At 64.1% G+C, this 19,865-nt stretch carries 27 protein-coding genes; 21 read left to right on the top strand and 6 right to left on the bottom strand.

The features are described from left to right. The first annotated feature begins 275 nt into the window (after nt 1-275). The 12 genes from rplN to map all read left to right on the top strand — a co-directional run bounded on the left by rplN (nt 276) and on the right by map (nt 7,433). On the top strand, nt 276-644 hold the full coding sequence (rplN, locus tag ABIC21_RS00800) for a 50S ribosomal protein L14 (RefSeq protein ID WP_003803789.1): 369 nt from the start codon (nt 276-278) through the stop codon (nt 642-644). A 3-nt stretch (nt 645-647) separates the two neighbouring features. Further along, nucleotides 648-1,007 (top strand): 50S ribosomal protein L24, encoded by a 360-nt coding sequence (gene rplX / locus ABIC21_RS00795; RefSeq protein ID WP_056425237.1) that lies wholly within the window; start codon nt 648-650, stop codon nt 1,005-1,007. Beyond that, the gene (rplE, locus tag ABIC21_RS00790; protein WP_056425240.1) at nt 1,007-1,588 is read left to right on the top strand and encodes a 50S ribosomal protein L5; all 582 of its coding nucleotides are present in this window, start codon (nt 1,007-1,009) and stop codon (nt 1,586-1,588) included. The genes rplX and rplE overlap by 1 nt, the downstream gene beginning before the upstream one ends. Before the next feature lie 90 nt (nt 1,589-1,678). Beyond that, nucleotides 1,679-2,077: a 30S ribosomal protein S8 gene (gene rpsH, locus ABIC21_RS00785; protein WP_056425243.1), complete on the top strand. Its 399-nt coding sequence runs from the start codon at nt 1,679-1,681 to the stop codon at nt 2,075-2,077. Between the two features lie 18 nt (nt 2,078-2,095). Continuing rightward, nucleotides 2,096-2,632 (top strand): 50S ribosomal protein L6, encoded by a 537-nt coding sequence (rplF, locus tag ABIC21_RS00780; RefSeq protein WP_301226749.1) that lies wholly within the window; start codon nt 2,096-2,098, stop codon nt 2,630-2,632. Nucleotides 2,633-2,634: 2 nt separating this feature from the next. Continuing rightward, nucleotides 2,635-3,018: a 50S ribosomal protein L18 gene (gene rplR / locus ABIC21_RS00775; protein ID WP_354348541.1), complete on the top strand. Its 384-nt coding sequence runs from the start codon at nt 2,635-2,637 to the stop codon at nt 3,016-3,018. 26 nt (nt 3,019-3,044) lie between these two features. Then, nucleotides 3,045-3,725, top strand: a complete 681-nt coding sequence (gene rpsE, locus ABIC21_RS00770) for a 30S ribosomal protein S5 (protein ID WP_307460639.1) — start codon at nt 3,045-3,047, stop codon at nt 3,723-3,725. Nucleotide 3,726: 1 nt separating this feature from the next. Continuing rightward, a complete protein-coding gene (gene rpmD / locus ABIC21_RS00765) occupies nt 3,727-3,933 on the top strand; it encodes a 50S ribosomal protein L30 (protein ID WP_224047265.1) in 207 nt (68 codons plus the stop codon). Next, a complete protein-coding gene (rplO, locus tag ABIC21_RS00760; RefSeq protein WP_011692793.1) occupies nt 3,934-4,428 on the top strand; it encodes a 50S ribosomal protein L15 in 495 nt (164 codons plus the stop codon). Nucleotides 4,429-4,614: 186 nt separating this feature from the next. After that, nucleotides 4,615-5,925 carry a preprotein translocase subunit SecY gene (secY, locus tag ABIC21_RS00755; protein WP_354348540.1) on the top strand — a complete coding sequence of 437 codons (1,311 nt, stop codon included), beginning with the start codon at nt 4,615-4,617 and terminating at the stop codon, nt 5,923-5,925. Between the two features lie 5 nt (nt 5,926-5,930). Then, a complete protein-coding gene (locus ABIC21_RS00750) occupies nt 5,931-6,500 on the top strand; it encodes an adenylate kinase (protein WP_354348746.1) in 570 nt (189 codons plus the stop codon). Nucleotides 6,501-6,605: 105 nt separating this feature from the next. After that, the gene (gene map, locus ABIC21_RS00745) at nt 6,606-7,433 is read left to right on the top strand and encodes a type I methionyl aminopeptidase (protein ID WP_354348539.1); all 828 of its coding nucleotides are present in this window, start codon (nt 6,606-6,608) and stop codon (nt 7,431-7,433) included. Between the two features lie 164 nt (nt 7,434-7,597). On the opposite strand, the gene ABIC21_RS00740 is transcribed toward map, so the two are convergent. The 3 genes from ABIC21_RS00740 to ABIC21_RS00730 form a co-directional block, all read right to left on the bottom strand. Beyond that, complete coding sequence (locus ABIC21_RS00740; protein WP_354348538.1) at nt 7,598-8,944, bottom strand: ABC transporter substrate-binding protein; 1,347 nt, start codon at nt 8,942-8,944, stop codon at nt 7,598-7,600. Between the two features lie 86 nt (nt 8,945-9,030). After that, complete coding sequence (locus ABIC21_RS00735; protein ID WP_502935937.1) at nt 9,031-9,963, bottom strand: carbohydrate ABC transporter permease; 933 nt, start codon at nt 9,961-9,963, stop codon at nt 9,031-9,033. Further along, nucleotides 9,960-10,910, bottom strand: a complete 951-nt coding sequence (locus ABIC21_RS00730; RefSeq protein WP_354348537.1) for a carbohydrate ABC transporter permease — start codon at nt 10,908-10,910, stop codon at nt 9,960-9,962. The genes ABIC21_RS00735 and ABIC21_RS00730 overlap by 4 nt, the downstream gene beginning before the upstream one ends. A 267-nt stretch (nt 10,911-11,177) precedes the next feature. On the opposite strand from ABIC21_RS00730, the gene ABIC21_RS00725 reads away from it, so the two are divergent. The 8 genes from ABIC21_RS00725 to ABIC21_RS00690 all read left to right on the top strand — a co-directional run bounded on the left by ABIC21_RS00725 (nt 11,178) and on the right by ABIC21_RS00690 (nt 16,504). Beyond that, nucleotides 11,178-12,212, top strand: coding sequence for a P1 family peptidase (locus tag ABIC21_RS00725; RefSeq protein WP_354348536.1), 1,035 nt, complete (start codon nt 11,178-11,180; stop codon nt 12,210-12,212). Between the two features lie 177 nt (nt 12,213-12,389). After that, nucleotides 12,390-12,611, top strand: a complete 222-nt coding sequence (infA, locus tag ABIC21_RS00720) for a translation initiation factor IF-1 (protein ID WP_009358723.1) — start codon at nt 12,390-12,392, stop codon at nt 12,609-12,611. A 68-nt stretch (nt 12,612-12,679) separates the two neighbouring features. Beyond that, complete coding sequence (rpmJ, locus tag ABIC21_RS00715; RefSeq protein ID WP_009358722.1) at nt 12,680-12,793, top strand: 50S ribosomal protein L36; 114 nt, start codon at nt 12,680-12,682, stop codon at nt 12,791-12,793. Between the two features lie 175 nt (nt 12,794-12,968). After that, entirely contained in the window at nt 12,969-13,343 is a 375-nt protein-coding gene (gene rpsM, locus ABIC21_RS00710; protein ID WP_024366110.1) for a 30S ribosomal protein S13, read from the top strand. 41 nt (nt 13,344-13,384) lie between these two features. Continuing rightward, nucleotides 13,385-13,786 (top strand): 30S ribosomal protein S11, encoded by a 402-nt coding sequence (gene rpsK / locus ABIC21_RS00705; protein WP_018773682.1) that lies wholly within the window; start codon nt 13,385-13,387, stop codon nt 13,784-13,786. Nucleotides 13,787-13,918: 132 nt separating this feature from the next. Further along, the gene (locus ABIC21_RS00700) at nt 13,919-14,929 is read left to right on the top strand and encodes a DNA-directed RNA polymerase subunit alpha (RefSeq protein ID WP_024366109.1); all 1,011 of its coding nucleotides are present in this window, start codon (nt 13,919-13,921) and stop codon (nt 14,927-14,929) included. A gap of 77 nt (nt 14,930-15,006) precedes the next feature. Then, entirely contained in the window at nt 15,007-15,582 is a 576-nt protein-coding gene (rplQ, locus tag ABIC21_RS00695) for a 50S ribosomal protein L17 (RefSeq protein ID WP_354348535.1), read from the top strand. A 31-nt stretch (nt 15,583-15,613) separates the two neighbouring features. Beyond that, nucleotides 15,614-16,504 (top strand): tRNA pseudouridine synthase A, encoded by an 891-nt coding sequence (locus ABIC21_RS00690; protein ID WP_354348534.1) that lies wholly within the window; start codon nt 15,614-15,616, stop codon nt 16,502-16,504. A 36-nt stretch (nt 16,505-16,540) separates the two neighbouring features. Here ABIC21_RS00690 and ABIC21_RS00685 read toward each other — a convergent pair whose 3' ends face one another. Next, entirely contained in the window at nt 16,541-17,389 is an 849-nt protein-coding gene (locus ABIC21_RS00685) for a sensor histidine kinase (protein WP_354348533.1), read from the bottom strand. A 231-nt stretch (nt 17,390-17,620) separates the two neighbouring features. Between ABIC21_RS00685 and ABIC21_RS00680 the strand changes: the two genes are divergently transcribed. Next, nucleotides 17,621-18,391, top strand: a complete 771-nt coding sequence (locus tag ABIC21_RS00680; protein ID WP_354348532.1) for a response regulator transcription factor — start codon at nt 17,621-17,623, stop codon at nt 18,389-18,391. On the opposite strand, the gene ABIC21_RS00675 is transcribed toward ABIC21_RS00680, so the two are convergent. Together ABIC21_RS00675 and ABIC21_RS00670 are read right to left on the bottom strand one after the other, a co-directional pair. Continuing rightward, nucleotides 18,388-18,849, bottom strand: coding sequence for an Hpt domain-containing protein (locus tag ABIC21_RS00675; protein WP_354348531.1), 462 nt, complete (start codon nt 18,847-18,849; stop codon nt 18,388-18,390). The genes ABIC21_RS00680 and ABIC21_RS00675 overlap by 4 nt on opposite strands. A 128-nt stretch (nt 18,850-18,977) precedes the next feature. After that, nucleotides 18,978-19,865 carry a type II secretion system F family protein gene (locus ABIC21_RS00670; RefSeq protein WP_354348530.1) on the bottom strand — a complete coding sequence of 296 codons (888 nt, stop codon included), beginning with the start codon at nt 19,863-19,865 and terminating at the stop codon, nt 18,978-18,980.

Raw genomic sequence — 19,865 nt, 5'->3', positions numbered from 1 at the left:
TGACTGGGGCCCGAAACGTGCTAAGATTTTGAGTTTGTATGGCGCCCTCTGTGCGCCATCGTCAACCTCGTAAACAATCGTGCCACGGCATAGTGCCCCCTAGCGCCCCGATTCGTCGGAATCCGCGTGGGAAGCAAATGTTTTTGGCACGGGAGTTTAGGCCTGGTCTGGCAAAATCCAGGCAGGTCAAGAGACACCCCGATCAACCGTTCCGCAAGGCTCATTCCGTAGGAAGATTTTCGGTCTGAGAACCAGCGCGACGCAAGGAGTAAATAGTGATTCAGCAGGAGTCGCGACTCAAGGTCGCCGACAACACGGGTGCTAAGGAAATCCTTACCATTCGCGTTCTCGGTGGATCTGGCCGTCGCTACGCAGGCATTGGCGACGTAATCGTCGCTACCGTCAAGGACGCAATTCCGGGCGGCAACGTAAAGAAGGGCGACGTCGTCAAGGCTGTCATCGTCCGTACCAAGAAGGAACGCCGCCGTGCGGATGGTTCCTACATCAAGTTTGACGAGAACGCAGCTGTGATCCTGAAGAACGACGGTGACCCCCGCGGTACCCGTATCTTCGGACCGGTTGGTCGTGAACTTCGCGATAAGAAGTTCATGAAGATCGTTTCTCTGGCTCCGGAGGTGCTTTAGTCCATGGCTAAGATCAAAAAGGGTGACCTCGTTCAGGTCATCACTGGCGCCAAGGCTGAGCGCGGCGGCGACAAAGGCAAGCAGGGCAAGGTTCTGCGCGTTTTCCCCGAGACCAACCGCGTGCTGGTCGAAGGCATTAACCGCGTAACCAAGCACACCAAGGTCGGTCAGTCGCAGCGCGGCACCAAGACCGGTGGCATCGAAGTCGTCGAGGCTACGATCCACATCTCCAACGTGGCTCTGGTTGATCCGTCCACCAAGAAGCCCACCCGCGTCGGTTTCCGCACCGAGACCGTTGAGCGCGATGGCGTGAAGCGCGAAGTGCGCGTCCGCGTGGCCAAGAGCTCAGGGAAGGACATCTAATGACTGAGACTCTCGAGACTCCGGCAAGCAAGATCGTTCCTCGTCTGAAGACCAAGTACGCGGATTCCATCAAGAGCTCGCTCGTTGAGGAATTCAAGTACGAGAACGTCAACCAGGTTCCCCGTCTGGTCAAGGTTGTTGTGAACATGGGTGTTGGAGATGCCGCCAAGGACTCCAAGCTGATCGACGGCGCTGTCCGCGATCTGACCCTGATCACCGGCCAGAAGCCGCAGGTAACCAAAGCCCGCAAGTCGATCGCACAGTTCAAGCTGCGCGAAGGCATGCCGATCGGTGCACACGCAACTCTGCGTGGGGACCGCATGTGGGAATTCCTGGACCGTCTGGTCACGCTGGCTCTGCCGCGTATCCGCGACTTCCGGGGCCTCAGCGGCAAGCAGTTCGACGGCAACGGCAACTACACCTTCGGTCTGACCGAGCAGGTTATGTTCCACGAGATCGACCAGGATTCCATCGACCGCGTTCGCGGCATGGACATCACCGTCGTGACCACTGCCAAGACCGACGACGAAGGCCGCGCGCTGCTCAAGGCGCTTGGCTTCCCGTTCAAGACCGAAGATTAATCTAGCTACGTAAAAGGTCCGTTACGTGCTGGTTCCCCCAGGGGATCACCGCACGGCGGAAACCGTTATGAGGAAGGGCAAGAGCCCACCATGACAATGACAGATCCCGTCGCAGACATGCTTACGCGTCTGCGCAACGCAAACTCGGCATACCACGATTCCGTGTCTATGCCGTACAGCAAGCTCAAGGCACGCGTTGCCGACATCCTGAAGGCCGAAGGTTACATCGCCTCCTGGAAAGAAGAAGACGCGGAGGTTGGCAAGAAGCTGACCCTCGAGCTCAAGTTCGGTCCGAACCGCGAGCGTTCAATCGCTGGCGTTCGTCGTATTTCCAAGCCGGGACTGCGCGTTTACGCAAAGTCCACCAACCTGCCGCACGTGCTCGGTGGCCTGGGTGTCGCAATCCTGTCCACCTCTTCCGGCCTCTTGACTGACAAGCAGGCCGGCAAGAAGGGCGTGGGCGGCGAAGTCCTCGCTTACGTCTGGTAACGGGAAAGGAAGAGAATAATGTCACGTATTGGACGTCTCCCCATCACCGTTCCTGCCGGCGTTGAGGTCAAGGTTGACGGCTCTGTCGTCAATGTCAAGGGTTCCAAAGGCGAGCTGAGCCACACTGTGCCCAGCCCGATCGAGGTTTCCCTGGAAGATGGCACCCTGACCGTCGCCCGCCCGAACGACGAGCGCGCCTCACGTTCGCTGCACGGCCTGACCCGCACCCTGATCGCCAACATGATCCAGGGTGTCACCGCAGGCTACGAGAAGAAGCTTGAAATCGTCGGTACCGGTTACCGCGTTCAGGCCAAGGGTTCTGACCTGGAGTTCGCTCTGGGCTACAGCCACCCGGTTAGCGTCTCGGCACCGAACGGCATCACCTTTGCAGTAGAGACCCCGACCAAGCTCTCTGTTTCAGGCATCTCCAAGCAGCAGGTCGGCGAGGTTGCTGCCAACATTCGCAAGCTGCGGAAGCCGGACCCCTACAAGGGCAAGGGCATCCGTTACGCAGGCGAAGTCATCCGCCGCAAGGTCGGAAAGGCTGGTAAGTAACCATGGCGATCGCAATTAACAAGAAGCGTACGAACAAGAGCAAGTCTGCCCAGCGCAGCCGCCGCCAGCTTCGTATCCGCAAGCGCATCTCCGGAACGGCTGTACGTCCGCGTCTGGTCGTCAACCGTTCCGCACGCCACGTATTCGTCCAGGTTGTCGATGACACCCAGGGCCTGACCGTAGCGAGCGCCTCCACTTTGGAAGGCGACCTTCGTGCATTCGACGGTGACAAGACTGCCAAGGCCAAGCGCGTTGGCGAGCTCGTCGCCGAGCGTGCCAAGGCTGCCGGTATCGAAGCTGTTGTCTTCGACCGCGGTGGTAACAAGTACCACGGCCGGATCGCCGCCGTCGCTGACGGCGCACGTGAAGGTGGGCTGTCACTGTGACCGAAAATAACGAAAAGGACATTCAGGTGACTGAAGCTGTAGCTGCTCCGGCAACTGAGACCGCTGCGCCTGCTACCACTGACGCCGCCCGTGGTGGCGCCCGTCGTGGCGAGCGTGGCGACCGCGGCCAGGGCCGTGGCGACCGTGGTGGCCGTGGTGGCCGCGATGGTGGCCGCGAAGCCGAAAAGAGCCAGTTCGTAGAGCGCGTCGTAACCATCAACCGTGTTTCCAAGGTCGTCAAGGGTGGTCGTCGCTTCAGCTTCACCGCCCTCGTCGTCGTCGGTGACGGCAACGGTATGGTCGGCGTTGGCTACGGCAAGGCTAAGGAAGTTCCTGCCGCCATCGCGAAGGGCGTTGAAGAAGCCAAGAAGTCCTTCTTCCGCGTTCCCCGCATCGGCAGCACCATCCCGCACCGCGTTCAGGGTGAAGCCGCCGCAGGCGTCGTTATGCTGCGTCCGGCTTCCGCCGGTACCGGTGTTATCGCCGGCGGTCCGGTCCGTGCAGTACTGGAGTGCGTGGGCATCCACGACATCCTCTCCAAGTCGCTCGGTTCCTCCAACGCCATCAACATCGTGCACGCGACCGTTGACGCGCTGAAGCGCCTCGAAGAGCCGGCAGCAGTGGCAGCACGCCGCGGCCTCCCGCTCGACGAGATCGCTCCGCCGGCAATGGTGAAGGCGCTCCTGAACCAGAAGGCAGGTGTCTGAGTTGGCTAAGAACGTGCTTGTCTCCGACGCAAAGTTGGAGATCACTCAGATCAAGTCCGCCATTGGCGGCAAGCAGAACCAGCGCGACACGCTGCGGTCCCTCGGCCTCAAGCGGATCGGACACACCGTTGTCCGCACCGCCGACGCCGTGACCGTCGGAATGGTCAACACGGTTCCGCACCTGATTACGGTAGAGGAGGCGAAGTAAATGGCAGAGAAGAACACCGCCGAAAAGGCACAGGGCGCCGCTGCTGAGAAGCAGAACGCACTGAAGGTGCACCACCTGCGTCCCGCCCCGGGTGCCAAGACCGCCAAGACCCGTGTTGGTCGCGGTGAAGGTTCCAAGGGTAAGACCGCCGGCCGCGGTACCAAGGGTACGAAGGCCCGCTACCAGATCAAGGCTGGCTTTGCCGGCGGCCAGCTGCCGCTGCACATGCGCCTGCCGAAGCTGCGCGGCTTCAAGAACCCGTTCCGGGTTGAGTACCAGGTTGTAAACCTGGACAAGCTCAACGAGCTGTTCCCGGAAGGTGGCGCAGTCACCGTGGAGAACCTGGTCGAAAAGGGTGCCGTTCGCAAGAACCAGCCCGTCAAGGTGCTTGGCACCGGCGACATCACCGTCAAGGTTGACGTCACCGTCCACGCATTCTCGGCCAGCGCCGCAGAAAAGATTGCTGCAGCAGGCGGAAGCACCACCGCCCTCTAACGAGGCGGCGGGGCAGATGCCCGTTGTGGAAACTCCCGGTACCAGGGGCTCAGGCCCTGAGGTGCCGGGAGTTTTTCTTTTTTCCCGGCCCTGCGATTGTTCGCAAGCCGCGTCCACCCGTTAGACTCGGTTGTTGGGTTTATTTGACCTATCTCACACGACTTTACTTATTACTCAGGAGGACGCTTGCTTAGCGCATTTGGCCGGGCCTTTCGCACGCCTGATCTGCGACGCAAGTTGTTGTTCACGCTGGGAATCATCACAATCTTCCGCTTGGGTGCCTTCATCCCCTCGCCTGGTGTGAGCTACCAGAATGTCCAGCAATGCTTGCAGACCGGTGAGACCACGGGCGGTATCTACCAGCTCGTCAACCTGTTCAGCGGCGGTGCTTTGCTGCAGGTGTCCGTCTTCGCCCTGGGCATCATGCCGTACATCACGGCCAGCATCATCGTGCAGCTACTCCGGGTGGTCATTCCCCGGTTCCAGCAGCTGTATGAGGAAGGCGCCTCGGGCCAGTCGAAGCTGACGCAGTACACGCGTTACCTGACGATCGCCCTCGGCCTGCTCAACGCCACGACGCTGGTGTCGCTGGCGCGCTCCGGCCAGCTGCTGCCGAACTGCCAGCTGCCGATCATCCCGGATGACAGCATCGTCACCACGATCCTCATCATCATCACGCTGACGGCCGGCACCGGCCTCATCATGTGGATGGGTGAGCTCGTGACCGAAAAAGGTGTCGGCAACGGCATGTCGCTGCTCATCTTCACATCCATCGTTTCCAGCTTCCCCGGCTCGCTTGGCGCCATCTGGACCTCGCAGGGCCCGGGCACCTTCTTTATGGTCCTGGTCATCGGCCTGCTGACTGTGGCCGCGGTGGTCTTCGTTGAGCAGTCCCAGCGCCGCATTCCCGTGCAGTACGCCAAGCGCATGATCGGCCGCCGCACCGTGGGCGGTACCAGCACGTACATCCCGATCAAGGTGAACATGGCCGGCGTCGTGCCCGTCATCTTTGCGTCCTCGATGCTGTACCTGCCGGGCCTGATCTCCCAGTTCAACCAGCCCGCTCCCGGCGAGCCGATTGCCCCCTGGGTGGAGTGGATCAACAACAACCTGGTCCGCGGCGACCAGCCGATCTACATGGTGCTCTACTTCGCCATGATTGTGTTCTTCACTTACTTCTATGTTGCGATCACTTTCAACCCTGAAGAAGTTTCTGACAACATGAAGAAGTACGGCGGCTTCATTCCGGGTATCCGTGCCGGCAAGCCGACCGCAGACTACCTGCAGTATGTGCTTTCCAGGATCACGCTTCCCGGTGCCATTTACCTGGCATTTGTGGCACTTATCCCGCTGGTCGCACTGGTCCTGATCAACGCCAACCAGAACTTCCCGTTCGGTGGCACCTCGATCCTGATCATGGTCGGCGTCGGTTTGGAGACCGTCAAGCAGATTGATGCGCAGCTACAGCAGCGTCACTACGAAGGGCTTTTGCGATGACGAGAATGTTGATTATCGGACCTCCCGGCTCCGGCAAGGGAACGCAGGCGGAGCGCATTTCGGAGCGCCTCGGCGTGATTGCGATCTCCACGGGGGACATCTTCCGCGCCAACGTCAAGGGTGAGACGCCGCTGGGCATCGAAGCCAAGAAGTACATGGACGCGGGCGACTTTGTCCCGGACAGCGTGACCAACAAGATGGTCCGCGACCGGCTTGGCGAGGACGACGTGGAAAACGGCTTCCTCCTGGACGGCTACCCGCGCACCACCGCGCAGGTCGACTACCTCGACGGGATCCTGGCCGACGGCGACCAGAAGCTCGACGTCGTCCTGCAGCTCACAGCCGACGACGAGGAACTCGTCACCCGCCTGCTGGGCCGCGCCAAGGAAACCGGACGCACTGACGACAACGAAGCCGTCATCCGGCACCGCCTCGATCTCTACCACGGCCAGACGGAGGCTGTTGTCGCCAAGTATGCCGACCGCGGCATCCTGACCCGTGTCGATGGCATCGGCGGCATCGACGAGGTCACCGACCGCGTTATGCAGGCCATCAAAGAGGCCCAGACGGCCTGACCGGCCCGCGACCCTCGAGGCCCCTCCCGGATGATCGGGAGGGGCCTCAGCCATTTGGCCGGCGCCCTTCCCGCGCCGGCACAGCCCATTGAAAGGAAGTTGCGGATGGCATTCGGCCAGCCACGCATCGAATACAAGACCAACGCCCAGATGCGCTCCATGCATGAGGCCGGGCTCGTCCTCAGCCGCGCCCTCGACGCGGCCGTCGCAGCCGCCGCGCCGGGCAGGACCACCAAAGACCTCGACGCCGTGTTCGCCGCGGTGCTCAAGGACGCCGGCGCCACCTCCAACTTCCTGGGCTACCACGGCTTCCCCGCCACGATCTGCACCTCGGTCAATGAGGAGGTTGTGCACGGCATCCCCGGCGGTCGCGTCCTGCAGGACGGGGACATCCTCTCGATCGACGGCGGCGCGATCCTCAACGGCTGGCACTCCGACTCCGCCCGCACCGTGATCGTGGGCACCGTTGACCCGGAGGACCAGCGGCTCTCCGACGTCACCGAGGCCGCCATGTGGCACGGGATAGCCGCGCTGGCCACCGGCAAGTTCATCGGCGACATCGGCAACGCCGTGGACGATTACGTCACTTCCGTGCCCGGCAAGGCCCTGGGCATCCTCGAGGACTACGTGGGCCACGGGATCGGCTCCGAAATGCACATGGCACCGGACGTCCCGAACTACCGCACCAACCACCGCGGTCCCAAGATCCGCCCGGGGCTGTGCCTGGCCATCGAACCGATGCTGGTGCGCGGCGGCATCGAAACCGCCGTGCTGGAGGACGACTGGACCGTGGTGACCACCGACGGCAAGCGCTCCTGCCAGTGGGAGCATTCCGTGGCGGTCCACGACAAGGGAATCTGGGTTCTCTCCGCGCCCGACGGGGGAGCCGCGAAGCTGGCCCCGCTCGGCGTCGTGCCCGTCCCGATCCCCTAGGCGGCGCAAGCGGCGCGCATTGGCGCCGTCGCGGCGTTCCAACTCCGGCGAGCCCCGTTAGTGGCGGCGACGCGCCACAGTGCCTGTGACACGACGAATCCCTGGCGACGCCGGAATACGGCAGCGCCAGGGATTTGTCGTAGCGTCAGAAAACGTGGGCGTCGTCAGCTCTTGAGCTTGGGCTTGACGTCCTTGGTGTAGATGCCCTCCAGGGTGGCCTTGAGCGCCGTCATGGTGGCTTTGACGTCGCCCTGCTGGGTGAGGATCGCGGCGGCGGACTTGGCCATCTCCTGGTCGGCGCCCGGCAGGAACACACGGGCGTTGTCCTGCACGCGGGTCACGGCGAGCTGGTCCATCGCCGTCTTGATCTGCGGGGTGGCGGCGAGCACCGCGGTCATGTCGGCCGAGGTGCGGGTGGGCATGTAGCCGGTGGCCGCGGAGAACTGCGCCGTGTTCTCCGGTTCCGTCATGAATTTCAGGAAGGTCGCGGCTGCGAGCTGCACCTCCTTGCTGACCCCGCTGGGGATGCCCAGGCCTGCGCCGCCGGTGGGGCACACGGGGCTTTCGTTCTTCGGACCGCCCGGCAGGTAGCCGACGCCCACGTTGAACTTCGCGGACTTGAGGACCCCCAGCAGGGAACCCGTCGAGGAAATCGTTGACGAGGTGATCCCCGCCGCGAAGTCATCGGCAGCCTCCTTAGAGGAAACGCCGGCCCACTTGTCCTTGAAGATGGAGTCCTGCGCCCACTGCAGCGCGGCGACCGACTCGGCGGAATCGCAGTTGAAGGTCCACTCGTTGGACCAGCTGCCGCCCCAGCCCCACAGGTTGTTCTGCAGGGTCCAGCCCGCGTAGCCGGCCAGTGCCGGGTAGATGTACGCGTACTGGGCGCCGGAAGTGGCCTTCAGCTTGGGCGCCCACTCGGCAAACTCCTGCCACGTCTTCGGGGCGCGGTCCGGCAGCCCGGCGGCCTTGAAGTGGTCCTTGTTGTAGTAAAACAGCGGGGTGGACCGGCCGTAGGGGAGTGCCCACTGCTTGTCCTCGTACTGGTAATCCGCGATGAGGGACTTCTGGAAGTCGTCGACCTTGACGTCCAGCTGCTTGATCAGGCTGTCCAGGGCGATGATGTTGCCGTTGGAGTAGTACCGGAACCACCAGACATCCGAGAGGACCACGAGGCCCGGAAGGCCGGACTTCGCGGCCTGCGAGGTCTGGAACTTCTGGGCGATTTCCTCGTAGTTCGCCCCCGCGGTGACCAGGTTGACCTTGATCTCGGGGTACTTGGCGTGGAACTTCTCGATGATGGCCTTCTCCACGTCCTGGGACTTGCCCGGGTGGTTGGACCAGAAATCGATGGAGGCTGCGGGCTTGACCCCGCTGAAGTCGATGTCGGCGGCCGCGGTCGCGGCTGCGGGACCTGCGGTGGACGGGCCTCCGCAGGCCGACAGCGCGGCGGCGCTGGCGCCGGCACCTGCCAGTCCCAGGAAGTTCCTGCGGTCAAGATTCAATGCCATGGTGGATCCTCTCGATGATGCTGACTCGTTGAATGGCTGTGTTGAGTGGAATTGCGGGGTTCGATGGGGAGCTTTCGACGGCGGCGTCACCCGGTGACGCTGCCCTGGGTGAGGCCGGCCACGATGTAGCGCTGCAGCGCCGCGAACACCAGCAGGATGGGCACGATCACCAGCACGGCACCGGCCATCAGGATGCCCCAGCCGGAGCCGTTGCCCTCGGAGTTCTGCAGCAGCGTGAGGCCGACCGGCAGCGTCATTGTCTCGGGACGGTCCGTGATGATGAGCGGCCAGATGTAGTCGTTCCATTCGCTGACGACGACGACGAGGGCCACCGTGGCGATCGACGGGCCGGAAACCGGCGCCACGATCTGCCAGAGGCGGCGCCAGTGGCCGGCGCCGTCGATCTCCGCGGATTCCAGGATGGACGCGGGCAGCGTCATGAAGTGCTGGCGCAGCAGGAACGTGCCGAACGCCGTGCCAAGGCCCGGGAGGATGATGCCCCACAGTGTGTTCTTGCCGCCCATCCCTGCGATCAGGATGTAGTTGGGCAGGATGGACACCTGCGGGGGGACCATCAGGGCCACCAGGATCAGCACGAAAATGACGTTCTTGTACGGGAAACGGACAAACACGAGCGCGTACGCGGTCAGGATGGCCAGGAGGACCTTGATGGTGGCGCCCACGCCCGTGACGATCAGGCTGTTCAGAAAGAACTGGGCGAACGGCACGGTGGTCATGGCGATGTTGTAGTTCTCGAGGTTCAGGCCTTCCGGCAGGATCTTCAAGTCCATGGTGATGATCTCGCCGGGCTGTTTGAAGGAGCTCAGCACCATCCACAGCAGCGGCAGGAACACCACCAGGGTGCTGAGGATCAGCGGAAGATAGCCGCCGGCAATGGTCTGGGTCAGGTTTGCCCGCGAGAACGGGCGGTGGCGCTGCAGGGGGATCTCGGGGTCCGCGCCGGTGGCGGGGCCGGCGTTGGCAGCGGGGTCGGGACTGACGGGGGAGAGCAGGCTCACGAGTAGTGCACCTTCCGTTCGACGAACCGCAGCTGCAGCACGGTAATGATGAGCAGGATGGCGAACAGGATCACCGAGATGGCCGCGGAGTAGCCGGCCCGGTTGAACGCACCGAAGGCCTGGAGGTAGGCCTCGTAGATCAGCGTGCTGGTGCCGTTGCCCAGCGGGGTCATGATCCGGATCAGGTCGAAAGCCTGCAGCGAGCTGAGCATGGTGGTGATGAGCAGGAAGAACGTGGTGGGGGAGAGCAGCGGCAGGGCCATGCTCACGAAGCGCTTGAAGCCGTTGGCGCCGTCGAGCGAGGCGGCCTCCATGACATCCTGCGGGAGCGACTGCAGCCCGGCGAGATAGACGACGGCGCAGTAGCCCAGGTTTTTCCAGACGTAGACGATCATGACCATGACCAGGGACAACTGGGGATCATTGATCCACTGCGGGCTCTGCTGGCCGATGCCGCGCAGCAGCCAGGCGAGCACACCGTAGCCGGGATCGAAAATGAACAGCCAGACCAGGCCGACGCCGACGCCGCTGAGCACGTACGGGGCGAAGACGGCTGAGCGCGCGAACGTCGTGCCGCGGATCTTTGAGTTCAGGGCCAGGGCCACGAACAGGCCCAGGACCATGGACCCGCCCACCGTGACGAGGGTGAAAATGGCGGTGGTGCCCAGGACCTTTGTGGCGTCCGAACTCGTGAAGAACGTGACGTAGTTGTCGAGGCCCACCACGGTGGCCGAGGCCGAGCCCAGCGTCCAGTCCAGGGTGGAGTAATAGATGTTGTTGAAGAGCGGGAGGTAGGTGAACACCGCAATCAGGATCAGGTTGGGAAGGGCCAGGGCCAGGAAGACGAAGAAGTCCCGGCGGGTTCTGGCGGACCAGCGGGCACGCGGTGCCGCGGCGGGTTTGGCCTCGACGGCGGCGCGGGGCCGGTCGGTCAATTGTCGCGTCATTCAGGTCTCTAACGGGTCCGTGCCGGCCGGAGGCAGGCGGGTGGGCGGGGATACCTTGCTATCACTTCACCACACGGTTGGTGGGCAGAACCCCGCACGAGACACCAGTAGAGCTTTGTTGTCCTAGGCTTCGTTGCCCGTTCACGCTGTGTTGCATGCAGTATTACATAACGATCGTTTGGACCACAGACCTCCGGGCGCGATTCTTCCAGACGATGGACAGACGGGTGCGGGCGGTAGCGGTGCGCCGGGGAGCACAATAGAGCCATGACTGCGATTACTGATGTGCCGGGCCTGAGAGTGGGGCATGCCGGCAGGGCGGGCGAGGGCTGGCTGAGCGGGGTGACGGTGGTGCTGCCTCCGGAGGGGACGGTCGGCTCCGTCGATGTCCGCGGCGGCGGCCCGGGGACCCATGAGACCGACGCCCTGGACCCCACCACGCTGACCCGGACCGTCGACGCCGTGGTGCTTACCGGGGGGAGCGCCTTCGGACTCGCCGCCGCCCACGGGGCGCAGCGCTGGTGCGAGGAGAACGGCCGGGGGTTCGCCGTGACCGGCGGGGTGGTGCCGATCGTCCCGGCCGCCGCCATTTTCGACCTCGGCCGCGGCGGGGACTTCGCGGCCCGCCCGGACGCGGCCATGGGCTACGCGGCCACCGCGGACGCCGCCGCCCGCAGGATCGAGCACGACGTCGAACGAGGCAACGTCGGCGCCGGCACCGGAGCCCTCATCGGCAGAGGACAGTACAAGGGAGGAGTGGGCACCGCCTCCATCACCCTCGACAGCGGCGTCGTCGTAGGGGCCCTAGCGGTAGTCAACGCGCTCGGCTTACCCTTTGGCACATCGCCGCCACGGGGGGAACCCGGCAGCGTGCGTCTAAGCGACGAAGGAGCGAGCACGCCGAGGGTTGCGCCCGTGGCGGCGAAAGCCGCCACGGGCACCTCGCCAGGCGAGGCGCTGCAGCCAGGGCAGCCCCCGCCCGCGCTCAACACGACGCTCGTCGTCGTCGCCACGAACGCGGCCCTGGACAAGGCCGAATGCAAACGCACCGCGTCGGCCGCCCACGCCGGGCTGGCCCGGGCGCTGAACCCCAGCCACACCCTCGCGGACGGGGACACCGTCTTTTGCTTAGCCACCGGAGCGCTCGCGCTGGACCGCAGCAGCGAGGCCGCCCGGCAGGCGAGCCTCATCACGCTGCAGAGCGCGGCAGCCGACGTCGTGCGCCTGGCCATCCTGGACGGGATCGACTGCGCGGAGGCCGTGAGCACGCCGGCGGGCGAATTTGGTGCATACGGACGCTGAGTACGCTACGATTGCTGGATTTAACATTCGGGCCATAATGGCGTAGTGTTGTCTGTTGGTTGTCTGCCCTGTTGTGCCCTTTTGGGGCCGGGAGGCATCAGCCAATCAATCAAAAACGTCCGCGGTGATTTCCGGTGCAAGCCGAGGGGCTGCGGCAAACAACAGTTAGCGGAGGGTATGGCCAAGAAGGACGGGGTCATTGAGATCGAGGGCGTTGTGACTGAGGCGCTGCCTAACGCGATGTTTCGCGTTGAGCTCACCAACAAGCACATCGTTCTGGCACACATCTCTGGAAAGATGCGCCAGCACTACATCAGGATTCTCCCTGAGGACCGGGTAGTGGTGGAGCTGAGCCCGTACGACCTGACACGTGGTCGTATCGTCTACCGCTACAAGTAAACACTGGGCGGCCAGGGCAACAGCCGAGGGCCGGTCCAGCGACCAACTGCAACACGCAAAGGAACGCCATGAAGGTCAAGCCGAGCGTCAAGCAGATCTGCGAAAAGTGCAAAGTGATCCGCCGTAATGGCCGGGTCATGGTGATCTGCGAGAACCCGCGCCACAAGCAGCGCCAGGGCTAATTTCCCTCCTCGGGAAATCCTGGGTTGCTAACCCACGCAAGTAAATAGAAGGCAGCACAAGCTGATTTGGGACGTATGGGCCCGTACAGCTAACCCCTGGTCGGAGGCTGGGGCCGCACAGAACGTGCGGGTGTACTGCCTACGACCTCCGGTTTATTCAAGGAGCACTGCCTCTATGGCTCGTCTCGCTGGCGTAGACATTCCCCGCGAAAAGCGGTTGGAAATTGCGCTTACTTACATCTACGGCGTGGGCAAGACCCGTGCACACGAAACCCTGGCTGCCACCGGCATCAGCGCGGACGTTCGGGTCAAGGACCTGTCCGACGCCGAGCTCGTCCAGCTGCGTGATTACATTGAAGGCAACTACAAGGTTGAGGGTGACCTTCGCCGCGAAGTAGCAGCAGATATCCGCCGCAAGGTTGAAATCGGCAGCTACGAAGGTATTCGCCACCGCAAGGGCCTGCCAGTGCGCGGACAGCGCACGAAGACGAACGCACGTACCCGCAAGGGTCCGAAGCGCACCGTCGCAGGCAAGAAGAAGACCCGCTAAACCGCTCGTCTTCCCCCCGATAACTTTCTGTAGGAGAAATAATGCCCCCGAAGACTCGTGGCGCGGTTCGCAAGCCGCGTAAGAAGGACAAGAAGAATATCGCGCTGGGCCAGGCGCACATCAAGAGCACCTTTAACAACACCATCGTGTCCATCACGGACCCGAACGGTGCTGTCATCTCCTGGGCTTCGTCCGGTGAGGTTGGCTTCAAGGGCTCACGTAAGTCCACCCCGTTCGCAGCCCAGATGGCCGCCGAAGCCGCCGCAAAGCGTGCACAGGAGCACGGTATGCGCAAGGTTGACGTATTCGTCAAGGGCCCGGGTTCGGGTCGTGAAACGGCTATCCGTTCGCTGCAGGCCGCTGGCCTCGAGGTTGGATCCATCCAGGATGTAACCCCCAGCGCCCACAACGGCTGCCGTCCGCCGAAGCGCCGCCGCGTCTAAGGCTTTCCAACGCACCGGTGCTTGCCCGGACCTTCGCGGGTCCGGGCAAGCCCAGCCGCGTTAAGTCTCAGACCGATCTTTCCACCACCTGTGTTGCGTCATATAGCGGATGCTCGCCGAAAGGAAACCTAAGTGCTCATTGCACAGCGCCCCACCCTCTCCGAAGAGGTCGTCTCCGACAACCGCTCCCGTTTCATCATTGAACCGCTGGAGCCCGGTTTCGGTTACACCCTCGGAAACTCCCTCCGCCGTACCCTGCTCTCCTCCATCCCCGGTGCCTCTGTCACGAGCATCCGGATCGATGGCGTGCTGCACGAGTTCACCACGGTTCCGGGTGTCAAGGAAGATGTCACCGAGATCATCCTGAACATCAAGAACCTGTCGGTTTCCTCCGAGCACGACGAGCCGGTTGTTGCTTACCTGCGCAAGCAGGGCCCGGGAGTCGTCACCGCCGCGGACATCGCTCCGCCGGCCGGCGTCGAATTCCACAACCCGGATCTGCACATTGCCACGCTGAACTCGAAGGGCAAGTTCGAGCTCGAACTGACCATCGAGCGCGGCCGCGGCTACGTTTCGGCAGCTCAGAACAAGTCCGGCGACTCCGAGATCGGCCGCATCCCGGTCGACTCGATCTACTCGCCGGTCCTGAAGGTTACTTTCCGCGTGGAAGCTACCCGTGTTGAGCAGCGCACTGACTTCGACAAGCTCATTGTCGACGTCGAGACCAAGCAGGCCATCGCCCCGCGCGATGCCGTTGCTTCGGCAGGTACCACCCTGGTGGAACTGTTCGGTCTGGCCCGCGAGCTGAACACCGCAGCTGAAGGTATCGAGATTGGCCCGTCGCCGACGGATGCTGCCCTGGCAGCAGACATGGCCCTGCCGATCGAGGATCTGGACCTCACCGTCCGTTCCTACAACTGCCTCAAGCGTGAGGGCATCCACACCGTGGGTGAACTCGTGGCCCGCTCCGAGGCCGACCTCATGGACATCCGTAACTTCGGTGCGAAGTCCATCGATGAGGTCAAGGCAAAGCTGGTTGAACTGGGCCTGTCCCTCAAGGACTCGCCTCCCGGATTTGACCTCGCAGCACGCGCCGCAGCAATTGAAGAGGACGACGCCGCTTTCAGCGACGACGAGCTCTAACAAACAGATCTTGGCCGGCCGGCTGGATGCACCACGGTGTGCGCAGCCCAACGGCTTCCATATGAGGAGAAACTATTATGCCTACCCCCGCTAAGGGTCCGCGCCTCGGAGGCGGAGCGGCTCACGAGCGTCTTATGCTCGCGAACCTGTCCGCCGCACTGTTCGAGCACAAGCGGATCACCACCACGGTGACCAAGGCCAAGCGACTGAAGCCGTACGCCGAGCGCCTGGTGACTTTCGCCAAGCGTGGCGACCTGGCTTCCCGCCGTCGTGTACTCGGCTTGATCAGCGACAAGGGCATCGTCCACGAGCTGTTCACCGACATTGCACAGGCAGTGGAGAACCGCAACGGTGGCTACACCCGCATCACCAAGATCGGCAACCGCAAGGGCGACAACGCTCCCATGGCTGTCATCGAACTGGTTCTCGAGCCGGTTTCCGCCAAGCAGGCAGTTGTAGCCGAGGCTACCTCCGCCGCCAAGCGCGATGCTGACAAGAAGGACGCCGACAAGGCAGAAGCTGCTCCGGTTGCTGAGACCGAAGCCGCTGAAACCGAAGAGGCTCCTGAGGCCGAGGTCGTTGAGACCGAAGCAGCAGCTACCGAAGAGGCTCCGGCCGCTGAGGAAGCAGACGCCAAGAAGGACGCGAAGTAGTTCGCTGATTTCTTCGCATAGACTTAAGTCTATGAACGACCAGAAACCCGCTGCCCCCGCTAGAGGGGGCGGCGGGTTTTTGCGTATCCGGCTTGATCTTGCGTACGACGGCGGGCCCTTCAGCGGGTGGGCCGTCCAGCCCGGGCGGCGCACCGTCCAGGGCACGCTGGAAGAGGCCCTGGCGATGCTCATCCGCCGCCCGGTCCGCGTGACCGTGGCCGGACGGACCGACGCCGGCGTGCACGCCCGCGGCCAGGTGGTCCACGTCGACCTCAGCGAGACGGAGTGGATGGGCCTGAACCGCGGCGTGGAGCTGGACCCGGCCGTGGCGCTGCTCCGCCGCCTCCGCGGTTCCCTCAGCCGCGGGCTCGGGGACCTCACCGGGTCCATTGAGGTCCACAAGGTCTCCATCGCCCCCGAGGGTTTCGACGCGCGGTTCTCCGCGCTGTGGCGCCGCTACAGCTACCGGATCGCGGATGGCCCGCTCCTCTGGGACCCGCTGGGCCGCACCTCCACGCTGTGGCACCGGGAACCGCTCGACGTCGGGCTGCTCAACGAAGGCGCCTCCCAGCTGCTGGGACTCCAGGATTTCCGGTCCTACTGCAAGCCGCGCGAAGGTGCCACGACCATCCGGGAACTGCAGCGTTTCGAGTTTGCCCGCGGCGCCGACGGGGTCCTGGTGGCCACGGTCCAGGCCGATGCGTTCTGCCACAACATGGTGCGCTCGCTCGTGGGATCGGCGCTTTTTGTGGGGGCGGGCATCGAGGAGCCCGGCTGGCTGCACGAACGGCTGGTCGCCCGGCAGCGGGATGCCAAGTCCGTGCTGGCCGCCCCGCATCCGCTGGTGCTCGAAGAGGTGGCCTATCCCTCGGCCAGCGGACTGCTGGCCAGGGCCGAACTGACGCGCGCCTTGCGCCAGTAGCTCCGCCCGCAGCCGCCGGACCTGGGGGCCCGTCGCCTACGAAGCCGGCGCCGCCTCGGCGGGAAGCTCCACAGTGAACGTGCTCCCGCAGCCCGGCTTCGTGCTGCAGGAAATGGAGCCGCCGTGCCGTTCGATGATCGCCTTGGTGATGGACAGGCCCAGCCCGACACCTGGAATCGGGCCCTCACGGACTGCGGGGCTGCGGAAGAAGCGGGTGAAGACCATATCGGCGTCGGCGGCCGTCATGCCCATGCCGTCGTCTTTCACGTGCAGCAGGACCCGGCCTGCCTCGATGCTGCCGGAGACGTGGACGCTGCCGCCGTCGGGCGAATATTTGATGGCGTTGGAGACGAGGTTGTCGAGGGCCTGGCCGATCCGCTGCGGATCCACCTCGGCCCAGAGCGGCGCAGGGATGTTCATGGAGAGCGAGACCCGGGCTGCCTGGGCGTGGGCCTGGGCCGAGCCGAGGCTGGCATCGACCAGTCTGGCCAGGTCGGTCCGGCGGGGGTGGACGTGCACCGCGGCATCGGCGGACATCATCAGGTCCGAGACCAGTGCCAGCAAACGCTCAGCATTCCGCTGTGCGACTTCGATCCGGCGCCCGGCGGCAGGGGAGAGCTCTGCAGCTTCGCCGAGTACCAGGTCCAGGTTGCCGATGATCGAGGTCAAGGGCGTCCGGAACTCGTGCGAGACGGTGGAGACCAGACTCTCCTTGGCCAGCAGGGCATCGGCCAGCCCGGCGACCTCATCGCTGAGCAGCCGTTCGCGTTCGGAGCTGTCCGCGAGCAGGGCGTGGAGCTCGGCTTCCCGGGACCCGGCCAGCCGGACGAGCGCCTGCTGCGCACGCCGAGGGAGACCCGTGAAGAATCCTTCCGCGTCCCGCACCAGTTGCTGTCTACCCAATGAAGCCGCGCCCCTTCCTCGCTGCCTCCATTTAACAGCATGCGTCACGCTAGCTTGACACCAGGTGAATATTTGTGGCCCCGGCTGTGCCTAACCAGTGATTAGCGCCATAGCATGGGTATTCTGACATTACTGGCGCACCATGAGTGCACTGCAGTAACGACGCGGCCTCTATGGGGGTGGATGCCGCAGCATCAGACATAGAGGGGGACCATGACTGACTTGGGAGTCGCAGTCGTCGTTGAGGACGACGAGGACGTACGCAACCTCGTCGAGGCCGTGCTGAGCCAAGCGGGATTTGACGTCCACGGAGCGGCCAGCGGGCGGGAGGGGGTCGAGGTGGTGCGGAGCCAGAAAGCCAGCGTCGTCACCCTGGACGTCGGCCTGAACGATATCGACGGCTTCGAAGTCCTGCGCCGGATCCGGCAGTTCAGCGACGCTTATGTGGTCATGCTGACCGGACGGTCGGATGAGCTGGACACGCTCACCGCGCTGCACACCGGCGCCGACGATTTTATGACCAAACCGTTCCGCCCGCGCGAGCTTCGGGCCCGGGTCGCCGCGATGATGCGCCGGCCGCGGCAGGAATTCGCCGAGGGCACGCTGCCCGAGCCGGGGGGCGCGCCGCCGGCGGGGCTGGTCCTGCCCCAGGATTCGGTGTTCCGGCACAACGGCCTGGTGCTGAACCCGCACACCCGTTCGGTCACCCTTGACGGTGTGTCGACCAGCCTGACCCGGAGTGAGTTCGACCTGCTGCACGCCCTGCTGAAGGCGGCCGGTGCCGTCCGGACCAAGGTCGACCTGGTGCGGGTGGTACGGGGCGAGTACTACGGCGCGGATGCATACATCAGTGAATCCGACGAGCGTGCCGTCGAGGTCCATATCGGCAACCTGCGGCGCAAACTGCGGGAGGACCCGCTGCAGCCCCGCTGGCTCCAGACGGTCCGTGGCGTGGGGTACCGGCTCGCGCCGGCCGTGGACTAGTTCTCCTTGAGATAGCTGAACTGCAGCTCGTCCACTGTTTCGTTACCGCTGTCGGCGACTTCACGCAGGAGCAGCCGCGCGAGGTCGGCGTCGCGGACGCGGATGGCGTCCTCCAGCTCCCTGGCGAGCTGGGCCAGGCGGACCCCGCCAACCATCGCCGAGGACGTCTTCAGGCTGAGCACGGCGTCCAGCGCCGCGGCGTGGTCCCCGCTGTCGAGGGACGTGGCGAGGGAGTGGTAGCGCCGGTCCCACATGTTGGTGTAGTCCCGCGCGAATCCCTGGGCCACGGCAGGGCTGGCCAGCTGGGAGCCGAGTTCCTGCAGGGCGGAGGGGTCGACGAGCGGCGGCTGCGCGTCGTCTTTGGCCTCTGCAGCGGCCAGTCCTGCGCCGCAGGGGCAGGGGTCGGCGGAAAGACCGTTGTATACGTCGCCGTCGTCTGGAGCACCGAGAAAGGACATGTGTCCACGCTACTGCCTGCTCCCGCCCTTGCCCTGTACTCCGGGCGATCCTGCGCAAACCCTTGCGCTATCCCGATCGCTTCCTGAGGGTTTCCCGGGAAGGCTTGCACTCCCGCGTGGCCGGAACGCTACTGGCCGCTGAAAGTCTCGATCGTGTTGATGACCGCAGGACCCAGAATGGCAATGAACAGGACCGGGAAGATGAAGAAGAGGAGCGGAAATAGGATCATCACCGGAAGCTTCATGGCCTTCTCTTCGGCCCGCTGCCGGCGCTTGACGCGCATCACCTTGGCCTGGACGCGAAGGACCCGGCTGATGGCAATACCGTAGGTGTCCGCCTGCACCACGGCCTGGACGAAGCTCCGGAGTTCGGGGAGGTTGGTGCGTTCGGCGAGGGCGAGGTAGGACTCGCGGCGGCTCCTGCCCACCTGCATGTCCTGCAGTGTCCTGACCAGCTCCTCGGCCAGAGGGCCTTTGCCGTTCTCGCCGGCGCGGGCCATGGCCCCCTCGAAGCCGAGGCCGGCTTCCACGGAGATCAGCATCTGGTCCAGGGTGTTGGCGAGCTGCAGCTGCATGGCCTTCTGCCGCTCCTGCCCCTTGCTGTAGAGCATCAGGTCCGGGATGAAGTAACCCAGGACCACCACGAAGATCCCGACCAGTTTGATGAGCGGTGTTGAGCCGATGGAACTCAGAAAGAGTCCGAGCAATCCGCCCAGCAGGCCCAGCGCAGGTTTGGCGGCAAGCAGCCGACCCAGGGGCAGGTTCGCGGGGCGGCCAGCCAAGGACAGCAGGTGATCGAGTTTGAGGACGTACGCGGCCGGCGTGACGCGGTAGCCGATCTTCTCGATGAAGCCCGTGCCAGCCTTCTTGTCATCTTCCTCCGCGCGGTGGCTTCCCCGGGCCAGGATTGCCTGGGCCGCTGTTTGGCCCTTCTTATCGGCGGACAGCAAGGTCCACGCCAGGTAGCCCAGCGGCAGGCAGATCAGGAGGAGCGCGAGGATAATCAACGGATCCAT

This window comes from Pseudarthrobacter sp. PvP090, assembly GCF_040547365.1.
GTDB lineage: Bacteria > Actinomycetota > Actinomycetes > Actinomycetales > Micrococcaceae > Arthrobacter.
Note: the sequence above shows the minus strand (reverse complement) of the source record. Positions and strands in the feature narration are given on the sequence as shown.

Bases quoted from the DNA above. Each gene is read 5' to 3' on its own strand.
- rplR (WP_354348541.1), top strand. From the start codon at position 2,635: ATGGCGATCGCAATTAACAAGAAGCGTACGAACAAGAGCAAGTCTGCC.
- ABIC21_RS00670 (WP_354348530.1), bottom strand. From the start codon at position 19,865: ATGGATCCGTTGATTATCCTCGCGCTCCTCCTGATCTGCCTGCCGCTG.
- ABIC21_RS00750 (WP_354348746.1), top strand. From the start codon at position 5,931: ATGTTGATTATCGGACCTCCCGGCTCCGGCAAGGGAACGCAGGCGGAG.
- rpsK (WP_018773682.1), top strand. From the start codon at position 13,385: ATGCCCCCGAAGACTCGTGGCGCGGTTCGCAAGCCGCGTAAGAAGGAC.
- ABIC21_RS00690 (WP_354348534.1), top strand. From the start codon at position 15,614: ATGAACGACCAGAAACCCGCTGCCCCCGCTAGAGGGGGCGGCGGGTTT.
- rplX (WP_056425237.1), top strand. From the start codon at position 648: ATGGCTAAGATCAAAAAGGGTGACCTCGTTCAGGTCATCACTGGCGCC.
- rpmJ (WP_009358722.1), top strand. From the start codon at position 12,680: ATGAAGGTCAAGCCGAGCGTCAAGCAGATCTGCGAAAAGTGCAAAGTG.
- rpsH (WP_056425243.1), top strand. From the start codon at position 1,679: ATGACAATGACAGATCCCGTCGCAGACATGCTTACGCGTCTGCGCAAC.
- ABIC21_RS00740 (WP_354348538.1), bottom strand. From the start codon at position 8,944: ATGGCATTGAATCTTGACCGCAGGAACTTCCTGGGACTGGCAGGTGCC.
- ABIC21_RS00680 (WP_354348532.1), top strand. From the start codon at position 17,621: ATGACTGACTTGGGAGTCGCAGTCGTCGTTGAGGACGACGAGGACGTA.
- rplF (WP_301226749.1), top strand. From the start codon at position 2,096: ATGTCACGTATTGGACGTCTCCCCATCACCGTTCCTGCCGGCGTTGAG.
- ABIC21_RS00730 (WP_354348537.1), bottom strand. From the start codon at position 10,910: ATGACGCGACAATTGACCGACCGGCCCCGCGCCGCCGTCGAGGCCAAA.
- rplO (WP_011692793.1), top strand. From the start codon at position 3,934: ATGGCAGAGAAGAACACCGCCGAAAAGGCACAGGGCGCCGCTGCTGAG.
- ABIC21_RS00725 (WP_354348536.1), top strand. From the start codon at position 11,178: ATGACTGCGATTACTGATGTGCCGGGCCTGAGAGTGGGGCATGCCGGC.
- ABIC21_RS00675 (WP_354348531.1), bottom strand. From the start codon at position 18,849: ATGTCCTTTCTCGGTGCTCCAGACGACGGCGACGTATACAACGGTCTT.
- rpsM (WP_024366110.1), top strand. From the start codon at position 12,969: ATGGCTCGTCTCGCTGGCGTAGACATTCCCCGCGAAAAGCGGTTGGAA.
- rplE (WP_056425240.1), top strand. From the start codon at position 1,007: ATGACTGAGACTCTCGAGACTCCGGCAAGCAAGATCGTTCCTCGTCTG.
- map (WP_354348539.1), top strand. From the start codon at position 6,606: ATGGCATTCGGCCAGCCACGCATCGAATACAAGACCAACGCCCAGATG.
- rplQ (WP_354348535.1), top strand. From the start codon at position 15,007: ATGCCTACCCCCGCTAAGGGTCCGCGCCTCGGAGGCGGAGCGGCTCAC.
- infA (WP_009358723.1), top strand. From the start codon at position 12,390: ATGGCCAAGAAGGACGGGGTCATTGAGATCGAGGGCGTTGTGACTGAG.